The organism is Pseudomonadota bacterium (genome assembly GCA_030859565.1).
Classification (GTDB): Bacteria; Pseudomonadota; Gammaproteobacteria; order JACCXJ01; family JACCXJ01; genus USCg-Taylor.
Map to the genome: position 1 here is coordinate 1 of JALZJW010000080.1, position 18092 is coordinate 18092.

General features: G+C 60.5%; 14 protein-coding genes. 12 read left to right on the plus strand and 2 right to left on the minus strand.

The window, feature by feature from the left end; translation table 11 throughout:
- The 4 genes from M3436_12540 to M3436_12555 form a co-directional block, all read left to right on the plus strand.
- The coding region (locus M3436_12540; protein MDQ3564925.1) for a TIGR03756 family integrating conjugative element protein at positions 1-914 on the plus strand (914 nt) is incomplete at its 5' end.
- 7 nt (positions 915-921) lie between these two features.
- Positions 922-2241 carry an integrating conjugative element protein gene (locus M3436_12545; GenBank protein MDQ3564926.1) on the plus strand — a complete coding sequence of 440 codons (1320 nt, stop codon included), beginning with the start codon at positions 922-924 and terminating at the stop codon, positions 2239-2241.
- Complete coding sequence (locus M3436_12550) at positions 2238-2609, plus strand: hypothetical protein (GenBank protein MDQ3564927.1); 372 nt, start codon at positions 2238-2240, stop codon at positions 2607-2609. The genes M3436_12545 and M3436_12550 overlap by 4 nt, the downstream gene beginning before the upstream one ends.
- Entirely contained in the window at positions 2606-4126 is a 1521-nt protein-coding gene (locus tag M3436_12555; GenBank protein ID MDQ3564928.1) for a conjugal transfer protein TraG N-terminal domain-containing protein, read from the plus strand. The genes M3436_12550 and M3436_12555 overlap by 4 nt, the downstream gene beginning before the upstream one ends.
- 90 nt (positions 4127-4216) lie before the next feature.
- Here M3436_12555 and M3436_12560 read toward each other — a convergent pair whose 3' ends face one another.
- Positions 4217-4525: a hypothetical protein gene (locus M3436_12560; protein ID MDQ3564929.1), complete on the minus strand. Its 309-nt coding sequence runs from the start codon at positions 4523-4525 to the stop codon at positions 4217-4219.
- A gap of 85 nt (positions 4526-4610) precedes the next feature.
- Here M3436_12560 and M3436_12565 point away from each other — a divergent pair, with 85 nt between their 5' ends.
- The 5 genes from M3436_12565 (at position 4611) to M3436_12585 (ending at position 10182) form a co-directional block, all read left to right on the plus strand.
- Positions 4611-5072: a hypothetical protein gene (locus tag M3436_12565; GenBank protein MDQ3564930.1), complete on the plus strand. Its 462-nt coding sequence runs from the start codon at positions 4611-4613 to the stop codon at positions 5070-5072.
- A 31-nt stretch (positions 5073-5103) separates the two neighbouring features.
- Positions 5104-6897 carry a TraI domain-containing protein gene (locus M3436_12570; GenBank protein ID MDQ3564931.1) on the plus strand — a complete coding sequence of 598 codons (1794 nt, stop codon included), beginning with the start codon at positions 5104-5106 and terminating at the stop codon, positions 6895-6897.
- Positions 6898-7196: 299 nt separating this feature from the next.
- Positions 7197-7448, plus strand: a complete 252-nt coding sequence (locus tag M3436_12575) for a hypothetical protein (GenBank protein ID MDQ3564932.1) — start codon at positions 7197-7199, stop codon at positions 7446-7448.
- A 169-nt stretch (positions 7449-7617) separates the two neighbouring features.
- A complete protein-coding gene (locus M3436_12580) occupies positions 7618-7977 on the plus strand; it encodes a winged helix-turn-helix domain-containing protein (GenBank protein ID MDQ3564933.1) in 360 nt (119 codons plus the stop codon).
- Between the two features lie 375 nt (positions 7978-8352).
- The gene (locus M3436_12585; protein MDQ3564934.1) at positions 8353-10182 is read left to right on the plus strand and encodes a hypothetical protein; all 1830 of its coding nucleotides are present in this window, start codon (positions 8353-8355) and stop codon (positions 10180-10182) included.
- Positions 10183-10274: 92 nt separating this feature from the next.
- On the opposite strand, the gene M3436_12590 is transcribed toward M3436_12585, so the two are convergent.
- Positions 10275-10436, minus strand: coding sequence for a hypothetical protein (locus tag M3436_12590; GenBank protein ID MDQ3564935.1), 162 nt, complete (start codon positions 10434-10436; stop codon positions 10275-10277).
- Positions 10437-10970: 534 nt separating this feature from the next.
- Between M3436_12590 and M3436_12595 the strand changes: the two genes are divergently transcribed.
- Genes M3436_12595 through M3436_12605 form a run of 3 tightly spaced genes read left to right on the plus strand, consistent with a single transcriptional unit; the run spans position 10971 to position 17838 of the window.
- The gene (locus tag M3436_12595; protein MDQ3564936.1) at positions 10971-13901 is read left to right on the plus strand and encodes a DEAD/DEAH box helicase; all 2931 of its coding nucleotides are present in this window, start codon (positions 10971-10973) and stop codon (positions 13899-13901) included.
- 8 nt (positions 13902-13909) lie between these two features.
- Positions 13910-17431 carry an N-6 DNA methylase gene (locus M3436_12600; protein MDQ3564937.1) on the plus strand — a complete coding sequence of 1174 codons (3522 nt, stop codon included), beginning with the start codon at positions 13910-13912 and terminating at the stop codon, positions 17429-17431.
- A gap of 8 nt (positions 17432-17439) precedes the next feature.
- Positions 17440-17838: a hypothetical protein gene (locus tag M3436_12605; GenBank protein MDQ3564938.1), complete on the plus strand. Its 399-nt coding sequence runs from the start codon at positions 17440-17442 to the stop codon at positions 17836-17838.
- The last annotated feature ends 254 nt before the right edge of the window (positions 17839-18092 follow it).

Consider the following 18092-nt stretch of genomic DNA (forward strand, 5'->3'; position numbering starts at 1 on the left):
AGATCGCCGCCCTTTCCGTAAGCCCCGCCTGTCTCGACTATCGCATTGTGGGCACCTGTTTTTTTCTCGTCTGCGAGATCTTCGAGTGTCATATCGAGACGACCGCCCGGATCAGCCACTTCCTGCCCGATGTGGTGGTCAGCAGCTATCAGCGCACCGGCGAGAACCCCTGGTCCGAGATCGCAGGCCTAGGGGCGGCGGGCGCGGGGTCGATCGGGGGGTTGCTGGGAGCGGCTGCTGGCATTCCGATCGACGGCGGACATCAACGGGAAGGCCGGCGCACGCAGGATCATGAAAACGTCCGCTTCAAGGAGGTGGACGTGATCGGCAACCCCATCGTCTCCGGCTCCGAACTCGCCAACACCGCGGGTTTCTTGTGCGCGAGCGAGGCGGTCTCTTTCTTCCCATATTTTCTCTCGACCGTGGATGCCATCGGCTGGCGGTTGGGGGTGACGGAGCTCATCTATCCCGCCACCTTTATTCCGGGGCTCCGGGAGATTGGGGACTGGCCTTTGAACACCTGGGGCTCGGTCCACCCCCGGCAAGGCTTCGTGAATACCGCCGAGGATCCCAAGGCCGCGGCGGTCTGTGCCCAGCGAGCGGCGGACATCGTCACGCGCGAGCTTCAACCTCACGCCTATGTGTTCCTCGGAGGTGGGGACTGCGGAACGGGATGCACGCCCCCGGGGCCTGTCATGGAGAACGATCCAGAGAATTCCACGTGGCAGATGCTCACCCCCCTGCCCGAATCCACCTGCAATGTCTTTGGCATCAATGATGTCCTTGATCCCTTCTCCTGGGCGGACTTCAAGCAGATCGACGAGACCGAGGACTACGCCTGGAACCTCTGGCGGCGTTACCGCTGCTGTTTCCCGAATGCAGGCATCTACCTCGGAAACGTCGAGGTTCAATAGACACCGTATGCGACGCATCGCGCTTGTCACCCTGGGACTCACGCTCGCCATCGGCGGGGCCGAGGCCTTGCCGCCCTCGCCCTTGGGCGACGGGCGCCTGTACTACCGGATTGGCGGGGCGCAAGCGGTGGGCTTGCCGGCCAACCGCTTCGTGACCACGACCCGCCTTCCGCTTTCGGTGCAGCTCGGGATCAACTACCGCTGCGGGCAGTTCGATGTACTGGCGGGGCTAAATGCGGCGTTCAATCAGATCGTGACGCTCTTGGGGAGCATCGACGATGTGATCGCCGCGGGATTGGCCGTCTTGCCCATGTACATCCTCCAGCGCGTAAATCCCAGCCTCTACGATCTGCTTCAGAACACGCTCTTGCGCGCCGAGGAGTTGGTGTCGGTCGCGACCAAGACCTGCGAGCAGATGGAATACGAAATGGCTCGCGGCCAGGACCCCTTCGAGGACTGGGTCGTGCTCGCGCGCGGGCGGGACTGGAAAACCGTCATCGGTGCGGGGGGTGTGGATGTGGTGAGCGCCAAGGACCGGATCGATGCCAACCTCGGGGCCAACGGGGTGGCCTGGCTCTGCGGGCAAGCGCGCGGAGGCGAAGGCCAGGAACCCGTGCGGGTCGTCTACGATGTCACCCGCGCCGGCTGGAACGTGCTCATGAATCGGGAGAGCTGTGCCCAAGGCGCGGCCCCGGGCGGCGAGGAGACGCCCCGGATCGCCGAGATCTGGGCTACGCCCGAGGAAGCGGCCGAGTGGACGGTGAAGGTGCTCGGCGATGAGGTCGTGCGCACGGTATCCACCACCTCCGATGAGACGCAACCCGGCGTCGGGCTCTTGAACCATCATGATACCGAGGCGCGTAAAGTCGCTGAGACGCTCCAAGGACTCGTGAGCGGCGCCACACCGCCCACGCTCGAGGCCTTGGAAGAGGTCACAGCTCCCGGCACCGTCATCACCCGCCAGGTGATTGAAAGCATCCAGGCCCGGCCGGGGTCGGAGCAGGTGCTTTTCATCGGCAAGCTCGCGGGGCAAGTCGCGTTGGAACGCACCGTCGAGCGTGCGTTCCTTGCGCGGCGGATGCTGCTCACCGGGATGCGCGATCCGCATGTCTCAGCGACCCCGGCACCCCGCCAGCTGCAACCCTTCCTGGCCGAGATCGAGCGTGAGATCGACAACCTGATGTTCGAGACCCGGGTGCGCAAGGAAGTCAGTTCGCGCACCGCCGAACTCCTGCTCCGGGATGAGGGGTCGAGGCGGGCAGAGTCCAGGGGGCTTGTGCCCCCCCGTGACCCGCAACGGCTCGATGAAGGCAGCGTGCGGCCGTGATCTGGAGCCGCTGGAAGCGCGTGGCGCTCAGGCTCGCGATGCTCGTCGGCTTCCTGGTGATCACGTTCGGGACAGGGCTCGGGCTCCTCCTTTGGAGTCAGTCCGCGCCGCCGGCTGAAATCAGCCACAAGCTCGCCTCGCTGCGGCCGTGGTTATTCGTCTGGCGGCTTTTTCTCTTGGGAGCCCTCATCGGTTTTTGGCCGGCCTTCTGCCGGCGCGTGGCCCGCTGGCGGAACCTGGCGGAACCCGAGCTTAATCGGCTCTTGGCCGCGCGGTGGACCGTGGCCGCCTGGCTCCTTGCACTCGAGCTCGTGCTCGGGCAGAACGTGGTTGGGAAGTTCATCAACCTGCTGGTGGATCAATCATGACCGTTGAAAGTTTCTTCGAGCTCTACCTCGCCATCTTCGGCTGGCAACAATACAACCAGCTCTGGGACATTTTGACGGGCACCGGACTCGCGTACCTGCCTTTCCTCATCATCCTTCTCCTCAACATCATCGGACCCCTCACCAGCCAAGAGACCCGCGATGCGGCGACCACCTCGGTCAAGCGCATGGAAGTCGATCTCTTCATCGCCTTTACCGTGGTGGTGCTCGCCGCGGCGCCGGCGATTGACTTGAATGCGTCCGTGCTCACGTACAAGAAACCCTGCGACACGATCTCGGGCCCCGCGGGGACCTTCTCGCCAGGGAGCACAGGGACCACCTTCGATGCGGTCTTCTCCGAGGTGATCGCCACCCCCGCGCAGGTCCCCGTGTGGTGGTGGGGGATCATGGCGATCTCTTCTGGCATCAACCGCGAGGCCATTGCCCATATCGGCTGTCCCCCGGATCTCTCGGGCTTCCAGATGGAGATCGCCCGTACCCGCATCCAGGACCCGCAGCTCCTCAATGAAGTGAACAAGTTCGTGCGCTATTGCTACCGCCCGTCGCGGGCGAGGTTCGAGCGGGAGCAGTCCGATGTGGCGGCGATCCTCGCGGAGCACGGCCCCGATGATCTGGAGTGGATCGGATCACACGCACTCTTGGACACCCCAGGGTACTACGACAACCCCCATTTCCGGCCCCGCGAAGGGATCCGCGGCTGGCCGCTCGACCGCAGCCGCGACACGGAATACCCCGACCCGCTGCCGCCCGATCTCGATCCCGCGCACATCGGCCGACCCGTTTGCAACGACTGGTGGACGAATCTCGAGCGGGGCCTCCGAAGTAAGCTGCTTGGCGTCATCGAGCCCGAGGTGCTCGGCGAAGGGATTGATCTCAGCTCGAAGTTTGTGATTTTCGGGGGCAGCTTGACGCAAGAGAAGGTCGAGGACGCGCTACTCAAAAGCGTGGTGGGGACCAGCCTCGCGACCGCGCCTTCGGGCTCCGCCTTCATCCCCTCGCTCAACGACGAGGATACGTTAAGTCTTTCGCGGCTCGGCGGAGGCCTCGGCCTCGATCTCGAGAGCCTGTCCTTCGCGCCTATGATGTACGTGGTGAGGGCAGCCTTACCGATCTTCCAGGCGCTCATACTCTCCGGGCTCTACGCGCTCCTTCCCTTTGCGCTCCTGGCCGCACGCTACAACCTCCAGGGGCTCCTGCTCATCTCGGTCGCTCTCTTTACCGTGAAGTTTTGGAGCTACCTCTGGCACCTCGCCAAGTGGATCGAGGATAACTTGATCAAGGTGCTCCATCCGGATGGATTGTCGTGGTTCAAAGCCCACACGCAGTTTTTCTTCAGCTCCAACTATCTCGTCGGCGGGGATTTCGCGCTCAAGCACGAGATCCTGAATTTCGCCACGGGACTGATGTACATCGTGCTGCCGCTGATCTTCTCATTTTTGATGGGGGTGGTAGGACTCGGCGCGGCGGTCGGATTTGCGTCGATTGTGGCGGCTCAGTAACCCGATCCAGAAAGCCGGTCGGCAAGCAGCCGACACCGGGAAGAGCATAACGCAGAGCGCTACAACTAGAGGCCACGGGAAATGAAGAGCTTACAAGTCCGGCTCGTGCCCTATCTTGGAGTTCGTGTCCGACACCCTTTGCCACTCGTCGGCAATCCGCATGTCGTCCCAGGCGTCGATCCAGCGGTACTGCTTCCGCTTACCGTCGTTACGCAACGTTTTATCAGGGAGGGGGGTTAGCAATTTAATCAGCGCCTGTACTACGGCCCACATGAACGCACCCAGTGCCCGGGCAAACCGGCGCGGACCCACCCGGCGCACCGCCCGGACGGTCCAGACGACGACATACCCGACGGTGAAAACCGCAGCGATGCTTACAACAAGAATGACAGTGTCCATGACGGCCCCCGACTCACCTTATAGATATACCCCCATATGCAGCGAAATACCAGCGCGTTCGTTCCTTATCCGACAGGAGAAAACTATGACAACCCCTCAAACCCATGCGATCCCTGAGCAGCGCGATATGGCCCGACGGGTCACACCGGCGCCCCTATGGGAAGGCCGGCGCGGCCAGATCGCAAACCTCTGGTTGTACGCCTACTGCGCGATCCTCTCTCCCTTCATCCTGCCGCTCGTCTATGCCGCGTGGCGGGCAGTCGATACCTTCTGGCACCGCTACGAGCTCCTGCCGAATCGGCTCCGGATCACGACCGGCCTGTACCGCCCGAACATCCACACCGAGGAGGTCGACTTTAACACCGTGGAGAGCGTCCGGGTCGAGGGATTTCGGCTCTACCGCCTCGTGAACCGGGGGGACGTGGTGCTTGAGCGTAGCGGCGGGCTCAATCCGGTGCACATCGAAGCCATCAAGGACCCCGAGGGGATCAAGACACTCCTCGACGGGGCGCTCGAGCGCTGGTGCCCGCGTCCGGTGGCGCCCTGAAGAAGTTATCCGCAGATCCATTAGTACATCTTTGCGGATAACGTGTGGCGCGCGTTCCACCATGGGGATCACCGGCGGTTGGTCGATCGTTCGGCAGCGGTTACGTAACGCGCTCACCGGACGTCCGGCCGCACCCACGAGCTCGGTCACGAATGGCCGTGTCCCGGTGCGCTCGCCCGAGGAACTCTTAGCCCATCCGGAGCGCCTAGCACGCCTCCAAGCCATCGAAGCGTTTACGCGCGTGACCCCCGCCCATTTCGAGGTGCTCTACCGAAGCGCGCTCTCGAACTACGCGGGCTACGTGCAACAACTCCCCGCCTCGGAAGCGCATCACCATGCGGGGCTTGGGGGTTTGCTAGACCACGGGTTAGAGGCGGCGGTCTTCGCCTTGAAGCTCCGGCGGGGCCATCTTCTCCCCCCGGGAGCACCGACCGAGCTCATTGACGCGCAAGCCGATCTCTGGAGCTACGCCTGCTTCACGGCGGTCCTGCTCCATGACATCGGCAAGCCCGCCGTGGACCAGGTTGTCACGCTCTTCGACAAGCATGGCCGCGCGCTCGGCCCCTGGGACCCCTGGTCCGGTCCGATGCAGGCCCAGACCTATGAGGCGCGGTTTGTACGTAACCGCAATTACCAAATGCATCAGCGCGCCGCCCCGTTGCTCGCGCGCCTCATCGTGCCCCCCGAGGGGCTTCGCTGGTTGGCCTCCGAGCGCGAGGTCCTGGCCGCGTGGCTCGCCGTGATCTCGGGGATACCGGAAAACACAGGCCCCCTGGGGCAGATCGTCGAGGAGGCCGACCGGCTCTCGACGGCCGGGGATCTCACGGGCGGTATCACCCGTCAGACCCCGTCCGCCCGCGTCCGACCACTGCATGAGCGTCTGGTTACGGGACTTCGCTATTTAATAGACAGGGGCGCGCTCCAGCTTAACCGTCCAGACGCAGCGGGCTGGCTCGTGGGTGACGAGCTTTGGTTAGTCGTAAAGACAGTGCTCGATGCCTTACGGGCCCACCTGCTCCAGGAAGGCCAAAGCGGGATCCCCGTAGACAGCCGGCGGCTAATGGACGAGCTGCAACAGCGCGGTGTGCTTACCCCGAATCGAGACCGGGCCGTCTGGCTGGCACGGGTCACCTTGGGCGAGTGGCAACAGGACTTCACGCTCTTGAGGTTTCCCGCCTCACGCCTTTGGCCCGATCCGGCGATCCGCCCAGATACCTGCCACGGCACGATCCAGCCTTTGGCCGGCGTTACCGAAGCACCCGAAACGCCCCCGCCTGCCTCTCAAAGCGTCATGGATAAACTACCCCCTCGGAGGATGCCCGTGCCAACCTCGCCGAGGCTGCCGGAACCGCTAGCACCCGCCGTCGAACCCCCCGAGCCGCTCGCAGCGGTTGCGGCATCGCCGTCACCGGTTGCGACGGTCATCGAGGCGCCGGCGTTTACGAAACCTGTGGACCTGGGACAAGCGTTCCTCGAGTGGCTCAAAGCGGGGCTCGCGAGCGGCGCGCTGCCCATCAATACTGTCAACGCCCGCGTGCACCGAGTGCGAGAAGGTGTGCTGCTCGTGAGCCCCGGGATCTTCCGGGATTATGGGATTGCGGTGCAGGCTCCCTGGGCCAGCATCCAGAAGCGCTTCCAGAAGCTCCGGATTCACCGCAAGACGCCGAAAGGGTTTAATATCTGGAAATACAGTGTCGTCGGCGAACGCCGTACCCGCGAGCTCAAGGGCATCCTCGTCGATGACGCAGAAAAGGCGCTGGGACCCGACCTCACGCTGCCTCCGCCGAATGTCCATATGGTCTTGGTGGGAAGGAACGATGAGTGATGGGAATGGGGACTTTGCAAGGGATGATGAAGAGGAATGGTTCTCCAACGGCAAAGGCCCTATCCCGGGAAGGGCTTTTCCGCAACGCCTATGCGAGGTTGCGGCCAAGGGCCTAATCCGTGTTTTTGGTGCGGCACATCCGTCACTTCGCCGTGCACACCAACGACGACAATTAACTACTGGCCGTAAAACGCCAGGACCTCATCCGTCAAGGGCTCGGGCGCTGTGTCGTTGACCTCTCACTTGGCCGCTTCGAAGGCATCGAGAAAATCATCGCGCGGCGCGAGGAAGATGATCCGATGGCACGGAGGGTCCTGAGGGTGAACGCAAGCCTGTGCGCTGCCCAGCCACTGACACCGCGGAAGCCTGCCACAAGGAGCGTTGGACCCACCCTGAGTCTCTTACACTACCGCGCGCCCCGGCGAGCCCTGGAACCCGAGGAGTCGCTCAAAGCCTTTGAGCAGCGAGGCGCCCGGCCAACGTTCTGGGAAGACGCGAAGCCTTATCCGGAGCGCCGCATGATCGAGCGCTGGTTGGAGCAACAGATCTGATCGGCGCTCCCTCAACGCCCGGAACGCCATGGCTCGAACGGTCCTCCTTTCTGCGGAATATTGACAGGCAAAAACCGCCTCGGCACGGACCACGCCGCATTGATTGAATGGCGATAAGCTCGCATAATCCCCCGACGATTAACAGACGAACCATTCGAAAGGAGACGGTGTGGCAAAACTTCCGATTCGACTCAAGCGCGACACCGAGGAGCCACTCAAGGCGCAACTGGTGCGGCAGATAAGCGAATTCGTCAAGAGCGGTAAGCTTAAATCCGGGGCGGCGCTGCCCTCGACCCAATCGCTCGGTGCGCAACTCGGTATCAGCCGGGAAACGGTGAGACGGGCTTATGTGCAGCTTCGGGAAGCGAAGCTGATAGAGCGTGAGGAACAGCGGGGGTACCAAGTGCAGGGAAGCAACGCGAGGCGGATCCCGGCGGTCGAAACGCCCCTGGCAACGAAAGCGCATCCGGTCTCAAAAGCGACTCGGTCGCGCGCGGCAAAAAGAGCACCGGCGGCACAGCGCACCTAGCCTCGAACGCCTGGCCGGTGCGATTGCATCGGGGATCCTGAAGGTGCCGCCGCACTCGCCTCGGAAAGCGGTCGTGCTTCCCGGACCCGATCGCGAGGGCGCTAAGCGCGCGCCAACTAACGGAGCGCGAGTTGTCTCGCGTCAAGCGGGCGAACGGGTCGAGCTGACGGGATTGCGCCCGTCAACTCTCCCACATCACCAGACGTACGGTTTTCCGTATCCGGCGGTGGACGATCGGGTGGTATTAAGCCACCACAAAGTTGAAATAACCTCATGCAACGCGTTCTTTCATCGATCATGCTTGAACTTCCACATGCAGTCCGCTGGGCTTGGCGGCTTAGTTTCATCGTTCGGCGTCCAAGATAAGGGGATGACATGGCGCGTTGGACTAGCTTGAACATCGCGGGTCGCGTATCAGCGCAGCTGTCTGTTGCAGTAGGTCGAGAGTTCGAAAAGGCGCTGTTACCGTGGATGCAGGTCATCTGGCCGGACCTGCGGCAACCGCCCGAGATTGGCGCGTGGGATAAGAAGGGAATCGACTTGCTCGCGTGGGCCGACAGTGGACCATTTAGCGTGGTGATTCAATGCAAGGGATACGAAGTGCAGTCGCTTGGTAAGGCGCAACTGGGGAACGCGAAAGACTCAATTGCCAAGTTCCATGCGTCTGGATACACAGCAAAGCTCTATGTCCTGGCATATAACCGGCCCGCGAGCGATAGAGAATTTCATACGACTCTCGAAAAGGAAGTTGGCGGTCTCGTTAGGGACGGCATCGTCGAACGAGCTGAGGTGTGGAGTCGTGAAACTATTCTGCAGCGTGTATTCGATGCGATGGCAGAAAGAATAAATGAACAACTAAAAAAGGCGGCCGGCCTGTTGTTGCTCCGCTTGCAACATCTTTCTGAATTTCACATGCCTTTTCTGGATCGCGTCCCTATACGCGAATCTGAGCTGATCTTACGGCGATATGAACCTTGTAAAATACGACACATTTCGGAGGTTTCGCTACGCAGCTGCGACGAGCTTATACTAAACTCATCCGATTCTCGGTGGATCCTACTCGTGGGTCTCTTCGGTGCAGGTAAAACTACAAGCGCTTTACACGCGGCCACAAGTGGAGCCGTCATACCCATATTCGTTCCAGCGAAAGCGCTGCCTCCCGATAAGCTCCGAACAGGAACAAGCGTCCTTCTGATCGAAGTCCTTCGAGTGCTCGGGCTTTATGCATCCTTCGGATGGGATAATGGAGAATCGGTCAGCGACACATTACTTCTAGAGAAAATGGCAGGATCGGTTCTAGGAGCGTTGCTTCGCAAGCCTAATTCGTCCTATCTCGTCGTTGTAGACGGGCTCGACGAAAATCGAGCCTACTGCACTTTGAAGGGAGTTCAGCATCTGAGTAATCAGCTCGCGGAACTACGATGCCCAATTGTTCTTACCACTAGAAGGGAACAACTTGCGGAACAGTTTGGAAACTTCAGTGCAGCAATGACGGAGGCATCGGCTAAGTATGGACCTGGGAGGACGGCAAGACTCTTGGAAATGGAACCGTGGGAACCCAGCATTGTGACTGATTTAGTAAATAAAACGGTATCTCAACGAGAAGGCAAGGAAGCGAGCCGTCTAAAAGAGTTCGCGGAAATGATGGAAACATCGGAATACAAACACATCTACGGAGAGTTGCCGACAAGTCCGTTGTTCCTAAGTTTTATCCTTGAAGATGTTGTGGAGTTTGGCATAAGAAAAAGTGGCCGCGCAGAAATAGTACGCAGCTGGGTCAAACGGAAGATTCGAAGAGACCGAGCGAGCGTCGAACGACTGAGTCCTGACGAGAGCTTGGATCTTGAAGCCCTTGTCGTGCGAGTGCTCGCCGTTCTCCGAGAAGCTGCTGGGGTGATGGTGGAGGAGACAGAGAAAGGATGGCGCTTAACGGAATCCATAGAGGAACAGAAACTATCTGACATCGCGACCAAGACGTTCCGTCAGGCGATGGAAAGTCTGCTTCCAATCTTGCTTAACTCCGTATTGATTCCGCTAGGCTATCGCAACGAGCAGGGCTTAAAAATAGGCTTCGTATATCAAATGTTGCAGGAGTACTTCTTGGCGGAATTTTTGATGGATCGCGGGCTTCCAAATGACACGTACCCCTCCGAAGTGTGCGACTTTTGCCGGGATATCCAAAGCGGCGAAGCATACGCCATATAGTGTTACAGTTTGGGCGCGGCCACGCGTACTGCGTATAGTAAGAAGCAACGCCGAACAAGTGGCTGGAGGCGACGGCTTAACCGCTGCGCGCTCTAGCCCGCCTCAGCCATCACGTTTAGCCTGCTGAGGATGCAACGACGGGTTCCGACGATAGCAAAAGAAACAACATCGAGGTCGGTTGCGGTTAGACTTCCAAGGTTGCCGAGATTTTCTGGGAGTGGCGGCACGGTAATGACGCGCTTCTTCGCTGCCACGGCGGGCGTGCTGGTAGTTGCAAGTTGGTTCTACAAGGAGCTCGAGCTGAGAGCGTGGATGTTCGCGCCGCTCGTAGTTGGAGCCCTGTTTCTCAGTGATTTCGCATCTCCTTGACCGAGTCAACACTCATGTGCTCCGAGACTGCTACCGGCTTGCCCGAGACATCGAGAACAAGATGATCGATGGTGGGGTGTATCTTTAGGTGTATTGAGAAAATCCACTATCAGAAAGGTTCCTATCAGCGGAATTCCCCTCCGGAGCGTGTCAACAACTTTGAGACACCGGTTACGCGGAGTTTAGTGTCGAACGCTGCGCTTCCCAGGGTACGCGCGGCGTCGGTTTTGAAAGATTGATGCCAACCTGTGTAGGCAGGTCGGGGGATGTTTTGGATGACGCTGGGGTGAAGCGCTCGGTCTGTGAATCGGCGCGGCCAATTGACCTCCTTTCGGGGGTACCGAGACCTTAACATGACGGAAAAGCGGCGTGGACGGGCCAAGGGTAGAACTTCAATGTGCAGCTTGAGGCTATGACTTATGAATCGGGTCTTTTTGCGCGGCCAAGCTTGGCTCGTCAGAGATGAAGTGCGAGTCGGAAGCCGCGTCTTGCTGAGACTCGCGGATCCAGAAACCGGCGAACAGAGCGAAGTCCTTTGCCCACCTGATCACTTCGAGCCACTAGCGGAACCGGCTCCAAAGCTGTTGAAACAGGCGCTAACACCCTTCACGATTTGGCGCACATATCACGAGTCGCTTCGCCTAGCGGCACCTCCCGCTGGCGAATACTCGGCCCTGTATGCGGGGAGACTGTCGCCAGAGTCGTATCAGTTCGCGCCGCTGGCAAGGCTTCTAAGTGGCCCCCGACGCAGTCTGTTGATTGCGGATGACGTTGGTCTGGGAAAGACCATCGAGGCAGGAATTTGCCTGCTGGAACTGATCGCGCGTGGCGTTGGCAAGCGGGTTCTGCTGGTGGTACCGCCAGGGCTCATTCCTCAGTGGCTGGATGAGATGTGGGAGAAGTTCGGGCTTGAATTTCAAGCCATCGAGAACGCTACTTCGCTCGACCGTGCGCAGACGCTGCTTTCCGAAGGCTTGCAGCCCTGGGCTTATTTCGACCGCGTCATCACCTCCACGGAATACCTTAAGCGCCGGGATGTTCATGCTGCCGCATTGGCTCATCCGTGGGACATAGTTGTAGTTGACGAGGCGCATTACCTTGCGGAGTCTGGCACGCCCGCCAATCCTTATTCCACCGCGCGCACGCGCTTGGGACCCAAGCTGCGCGAGGCCTCCCGTGCCCTGATCCTGCTCACCGCCACGCCACACAATGGTTACCGGCATAGCTTCCGCTCCTTGCTGGAGTTGGTAGAGCCTGCGGACGCGACCCTGCATGGTCGTGTTGAAGACATCCGCCGCCGTGTCGGACGTTCCATGATCCGCCGGCTCAAACCGCAGATCAGCAAAACCTCGGCATGCGGTGGCACGGAACCGGCCTTTCCAGTGCGCCTTCCTGTCACGCGCATTGAAGTGCAGGGCTTGAGCGGCGCTGAGCGTGAGATCTTCCGACGTGTTTCGGGTTACTGCGCCAAGACGCTGGAAGCGGCGGCCGGGTCGGAGGAGGCCGATCTGGTCTCGTTCGCCATGCAGATCGTCAAGAAGCGCATGCTCTCCAGCCGCGCCGCGCTTAAGCAGACACTGGCCAACCGCCTGGATGCTCTTTCAAGCCGCACACCGGAAGAACCGCCGCCGCGGAGCGAGCTGCGTGAACTTCAGGCCGATCTCCCGCACAGCGAAGCCGCCGCCGAACGCACGGCCAATCGCGTTTTGCGGGCAGCCGTCGCGCGGGACGCACGCAGACGCAGTGCCGAGAAGCGCCAGTTGAAATCCGTTGCCGAACTGCTGGACCGACTGGCGGATCGGCCCGATCCCAAGATTGCGACGCTCATTGTCGACCTGAAGCGCGATGTTCTACCGGTGCATGCCGAGAAGTCGATCATCTTCACGGAGTATCGGGACACACTCGCCGCTATTCGAGAAGCCTTTAAGACGCACGCCACTCTCGCCAATGCCTTTGTCGAACTGACGGGCGGGCTGTCAGCCACTCAGCGCAAAGCACGCATCGCCCAGTTCCATCAGCCCGGCTGCCGTGTGCTCCTGGCCACAGACGCCGCCAGCGAAGGTCTGAACCTTCAGCGGCAATGCTGGCGGTTATATCACTTCGAGCTGCCTTGGAATCCTAATCGCCTCGAACAGCGCAACGGCCGTATTGACCGGCACGGGCAGACACGGCCACCGGACATACGCTATCTGTTCTACCCGGACACGCCGGAGGACCGCGTGCTGGATCGGCTAGTCCAGCGCATTGTCCAGATGCACGACGACCGCGTGTCCACGCCGGATATCCTCGGCATCATCGAGGGAAGCCGCATCGAAGGGGTGCTGGGCAAGCTCGATTCGCTGGAAGCGGGCGAAACCGCCGCACAGTTCTTATTGAAGCAGTTCGACGCTCGGCAGGAGGAGTTTGCGTACCAAATCGCCCCGCTGTTGCTTTCAGCTGCTGAAGGCCAATCGTCTCTGCCGCTGGCCAACGCAGTCTCGGCCGATCCCCTGATGCAGGACGATGCCGAACTGGACCGACACATGCGGGAGGCGCTCCATGGCGCGCTCAGGCCTGGTATCCTGCCGGAAACTTATCGCATAGACGTGCCTCGGCATCTTCAGGGGCCCGGCGTGCCAGCCCGATACATCTGTGCCACATTCCGACGCTCGATCGCCACCCGCTACCCGGCGAACGACGTAGAGTTCATCCACCGGCTCCACCCGCTGTTTCGCGCCATTGCCCATTACGCGCTCGACGAACTCACGCTGGCACCCATGCGGAACGCCTCTGGTTCCCGCATCGCCGTCTGCCGCCATCCCTCGGCTGCAAAGTCACCAATCGCGCTGTTCACCTTCCTGGAGCGGCAGACGCACCCACTAGGCTGTGTCTTTGCGATCACCGTGAACCATATAGGGCAGATTCTCCCACAGTCCATCGCGGACGCATTGCTACCATGGAATCGCGTATCGCCGGGAGAAGTGAGCTGGCCGGAATGCGAGAAGGTGTTTTCAGTCTTCTTCGCATCGCTTCAAGCCGCTGCGGAAACGGCCGCCCGCGCGCACCTCAAGACTTTGGCCTCAATGCAACGCAATGAACGTGCGAGTGCTGCGAACGTCCTGCGAGAGGAGGCCACGCTCTACCGGGTCGATCGTCTGGCCGAAATCGAAACCGACGAAAGAAGCGAACGCGCAGGTACTCGCGAGCAGATGCAGCTTTTCCGTGAAACGGCCATCAACTGGCAAGCGCGTCGCGCGGCCGTGGAGACTCACTACCGGCGGCGCCTAGAGGACATCGAGCGTTACACGCAGATACCGGAGCCGCCCGAGCCCCAGGCCCTGGGCGTGCTGCTCGTTTTCGCGCCGGCCTGAGCTACACCGTGCAATCACTCAGCAACCATCGCGGTTTCTTTTCGGACTACTGGCTGGGCACTGCGCTGGGTGGCCATATTGCGGCCGGTGTTCGACTGACCGCCGCGCAGCTCAGAACAACCCTCCGCCTCGTCACTCGACTGGTGGACGCCATTGACGGCGGCACTGCGCCAGACCTCACCCACTTCCGTGAACGTTTCGCGCGCCCGCTGCTGCAGGACTTTCTGGGCTTCGAGCTTCAGGAGAATCCGGACGCCCCCCGCCTGCGGGCGCTTTCTGTCGCCAACGGTGGAATAACGTCCGGCGCTCCCGTGGCGATGCTGCTGATGTGCCCCGACCCCGCCGAACTCGAATCTCGCTCGGGCCGCAAGCAGCTTGAAGACGCGCTGCTGGCCAACAAGCTCGACTACGGCTTGCTGCTCACGCCGGAAGTGCTCCGGCTGATCCGCCGGCCCACTTTGGGCGCCCGCGGTGCGGCCTTCGATCTGCGGCTGGCAACCGCCGCGGAGTTGCAGGACGGCGATTCCCTGGCAACCGCCTACCGCGTGTTGTCGGCGGGCAATTTCAAGGCTGGCCCGGACGGCGCCCGGCCTATTGATCTCATTGAAGCGGAAAGCCGACGGCACAGCGCAAAGGTTTCCACAGACCTCAAGGCGGCGGTGTTCGAGGCGGCGGAACGCATTGTGGCCGGTTTCCTCGAAGACCTGCGCGAGCGCTCGGATACATTTACGTCGCGTCCCTCGCTCGTCGAGCTGCGCGACGCCGGATTCCTCGCCCTCTACCGGCTTCTTTTCATCCTTTACGCCGAAGCTCGCGATGAAAGATTGATCGGCCACAAGCTCTACCAGCGCAGCTATTCCCTGGACCATATCGTCGCCAGGTTATTGCGCACGCCGCCGGATGCGATTGCCGCCAACCGTTACGGCCTGTGGATGCACCTGGCGGCGGTGTTCCGGATTTTCAACGAAGGCATCGCGCCCAATCTGCCGGAGCTGGAAAACATTCCGCCCCGTGGCGGCCGGCTGTTCAGCGAGGAAACGCCCGAGGGCCGCCTGCTGCTCAAGCTTCGGCTCAACGACCGCCAGACCGCCGCTATTCTGCGCTCACTGGCAAGCACACGCCCCCGCCGCGGGGTGGGGCGCGAGCGGGTGTCCTTCCGTGAGTTGGAGATCGAGCACCTCGGCGCCGTCTACGAAGGGCTGCTGGAATACGAGCCCGCGGAGGCGGCGGAGACACTGCTCGAAGTGCGTGTTGCGGGGCGTGAACTCGCACTGACTCCACTGGAGCTTGTTCAACTATGTGAGCATAAGTCACTTCATGTGAGTGGCGACCCAGGGATCGTCGAGGGCACCGCAGCAGCACTGTTACACCCGGACCTCGCCATGGCGGAGGAAGAACCCGAAGAAGTCGAAGGCGACGAAATTGAGGAGGAGGAAGCGGACCCGGAAGGAGAGGAGGAGCCCGCCATTAGCCGAGGTGCCGCGCTGCGACTCACGCGCCGGTTCGAATCTGGAACTTTTTTCTTCAAGCCTGGCCCTGCCCGCAAGTCGAGCGGTTCCTACTACACGCCGACCACTATGGTGGACTACCTCGTCCGCGAAGCATTGGGTCCGCTTGTGGAGAGAAGGCGCCCCGCGGAAATTGAGCGGCTGCGCGTCATAGACATCGCCTGCGGGTCGGGGCACTTCCTAGTGGGCGCCGCGAGGTTTCTCGGCGCCAAGCTGTTTGAGGCGCATCAGCGAGAGCAGGCTGGGCAGCCACCGACGGAATTTCATCCGGATCGCGCGCTGACGCTAGAAGTGAAGGCGCGATGGGAGACGGAAGGCCAGGCTTGGTGCAAGCGTCGTATTGTCGAACGCTGCTTGTTCGGTGTGGACCTAAATCCGGCAGCGGTTCAGCTTGCACAGGTCGCCCTGTGGATCGAGTCCCTGGCGGGCGACCGGCCCTTGAGCTTCTTCGCCCACCATATCCGCAACGGTAACTCTCTGCTCGGCAGCTCTTTCGCTCGCTTCGACGCACCGCCGGATCGAAACCTGACGGCTTTGCCCGACCGGCACACGCGTGGCCTGTTCGAGGCGGACCTGAAGCGCAAACTGGATGAGGCGCTCATCGAGCGTCGCCTGATTGACGCGCCTGTTCCGCCCGGTATTCGAGCAGACACAGCGGAAGAATACGCATACAAGGAGGACCGCTTGCGCCGGGCGGAAAGTGCGCTTACCCAGGCCCGATTGCTGCTCGATTTGCGCAGTGCGTCGCCCCTGTTACCTGAAATTTGGCGGGACCTGCCGTTGCTCGCCTCCACTGGAGACGTGAAGATATTGGCGCACAAGCGTCTGTGGTGGCCCCGCTTTGTCGACGTCCGTGAGCGCGAACGGTTCTTTCACTGGGAGCTGGAGTTCCCCGAGATATTCCTTGATCGCAAGCATCCCGGTTTCGATGCCGTGCTGGGGAACCCGCCATGGGACAAGGTGCTGCCGAACAAGCATGAGTTCTATGGCCGTGCGGATGTGCTCATCCGCGCCTACAAGGGCAACGAGCTCAATCGGCGGATTCGTGAACTGCATGCGCGGTCTCCTGCTCTCGCCGCAGAGTTCAACGTGTATCGGGAGCGAGCGACCACCATCGCCCGGGTCTTGCGCAGTGGGGGTGATTTCCCGCTTTCCGAAGCGCGGACCCAGGCTGCCAATGAGGACACCTCAAAGTATTTCGTCGACCGAGCGCTCAGTCTATTGGCTAAGGATGGCGCGGCGGGACTCGTCGTTCCGTCTGTCTTTTACAATGGAGATGGTTGGGTCGGCATTCGTCGTTATTTGCTGAAGGAGACCACTATCGAGAGGTTTTACAGCTTTGAGAATCGGAAGAAGATCTTTCCGATTCACTCGAGCTACAAGTTCGTTAACCTCGTAATCAAGAAGAGTGGTTCAACCTCTGATACGTTTACCGCGGCGTTCATGCGACATGATGTTTCGGAACTCGAATCGCGTGACAGTAGACCCTGGGAGGTTCGAATTAGCAGGACAAGCGTTGCCGATCTCTCGCCGAAAACGCTGGCCTTTCTTGAGTACCGAGGTTCGCGCGATCAAGAAATCATCAGGAAAATGCATTCAGAAAGACCAACGCTCGCATCGGGGGGCAACGACGGCTGGGGTGCACGGTTTCTTACCGATCTTGCGCATGATCAGATCTATCACGCGTCGAAAGATAAGGATCTATTCACTGACCCCAACACAGGGGCGCTCTTTACTCCGCAGCTGCTTATTGGCGGTGATTGTTCCGACATTGCGACAACCATTGAACGCATGGCCGAGAAGGGATTCTGGCCGGTGTATGGGGAAAGCACATTGAGCAGTTCATCGTTGGAACTAAGCCAATTCGATGGTGGTTCTCTGTTGAACTTGCTAGGCGCAAGTACGCGAGAGAGCCGAGAGCCGCGCGAACCCTCATGTTCCGCAACATCGCGAGCAACACAAACGAGCGGACCTGCATTGCAGCGATGCTGCCGGAAAGGTCCGCCGCAGCGAACACTTTGATGTCTTTGATGACCACCAATGTAAAGCCGGAAAAAGCGGCCGTTGTTCTTAACTCCCTCTGCTTTGACTACGCGCTGCGGCTCCGCACTGCGGGGACACATCTAAGCCTCACCTACGTTCTCCCTATGCCCGTTCCGCCCCCGCTCGTTGTTAACAACCTTCCTGACATGCCAATGCAGACCGTATGGGGCAATCGTCTTGGGCATGTTGGCGACGATCCGGCGCAATGGGCGAAATTGTGGCAGGCCAATAAGACGGTCGCGCAAGCCTACGGTCTCAACACCACCGACCTGACCCATATCCTCGAAAGCTTTCCCGTGTTCGCCCGCAAGCGCCCGGAGTTCTACGCTTACTTGAAAGCCCGCCTGGCCGAGTGGGTGGCAGAGTTCACTGGACGCTCAAAATAATCTAGAATGCAATAGCATCTTGCATTTATACAAATGCAATAATAGAATGTCTCCTATCAGCACGATCAGTAAGAGACACACGATGAACTGGACATGTGTAGCTTCATCGACGTGCGGACAAAAAGCTAGCGTGAAAATGAGAGACTTCGATCTACTGCGGGGTGTCTGCGGATGGAGCGAAGCGAATGAGCAAAGGCGAACAGCGACGATTTACGGCGGAGCGGAAGCTTGAGATTTTGCGCGAGGCCGAGCAG

Bases quoted from the DNA above. Each gene is read 5' to 3' on its own strand.
- M3436_12545 (MDQ3564926.1), top strand. From the start codon at position 922: ATGCGACGCATCGCGCTTGTCACCCTGGGACTCACGCTCGCCATCGGC.
- M3436_12555 (MDQ3564928.1), top strand. From the start codon at position 2,606: ATGACCGTTGAAAGTTTCTTCGAGCTCTACCTCGCCATCTTCGGCTGG.
- M3436_12560 (MDQ3564929.1), bottom strand. From the start codon at position 4,525: ATGGACACTGTCATTCTTGTTGTAAGCATCGCTGCGGTTTTCACCGTC.
- M3436_12565 (MDQ3564930.1), top strand. From the start codon at position 4,611: ATGACAACCCCTCAAACCCATGCGATCCCTGAGCAGCGCGATATGGCC.
- M3436_12575 (MDQ3564932.1), top strand. From the start codon at position 7,197: ATGGCACGGAGGGTCCTGAGGGTGAACGCAAGCCTGTGCGCTGCCCAG.
- M3436_12585 (MDQ3564934.1), top strand. From the start codon at position 8,353: ATGGCGCGTTGGACTAGCTTGAACATCGCGGGTCGCGTATCAGCGCAG.
- M3436_12595 (MDQ3564936.1), top strand. From the start codon at position 10,971: ATGAATCGGGTCTTTTTGCGCGGCCAAGCTTGGCTCGTCAGAGATGAA.
- M3436_12605 (MDQ3564938.1), top strand. From the start codon at position 17,440: ATGACCACCAATGTAAAGCCGGAAAAAGCGGCCGTTGTTCTTAACTCC.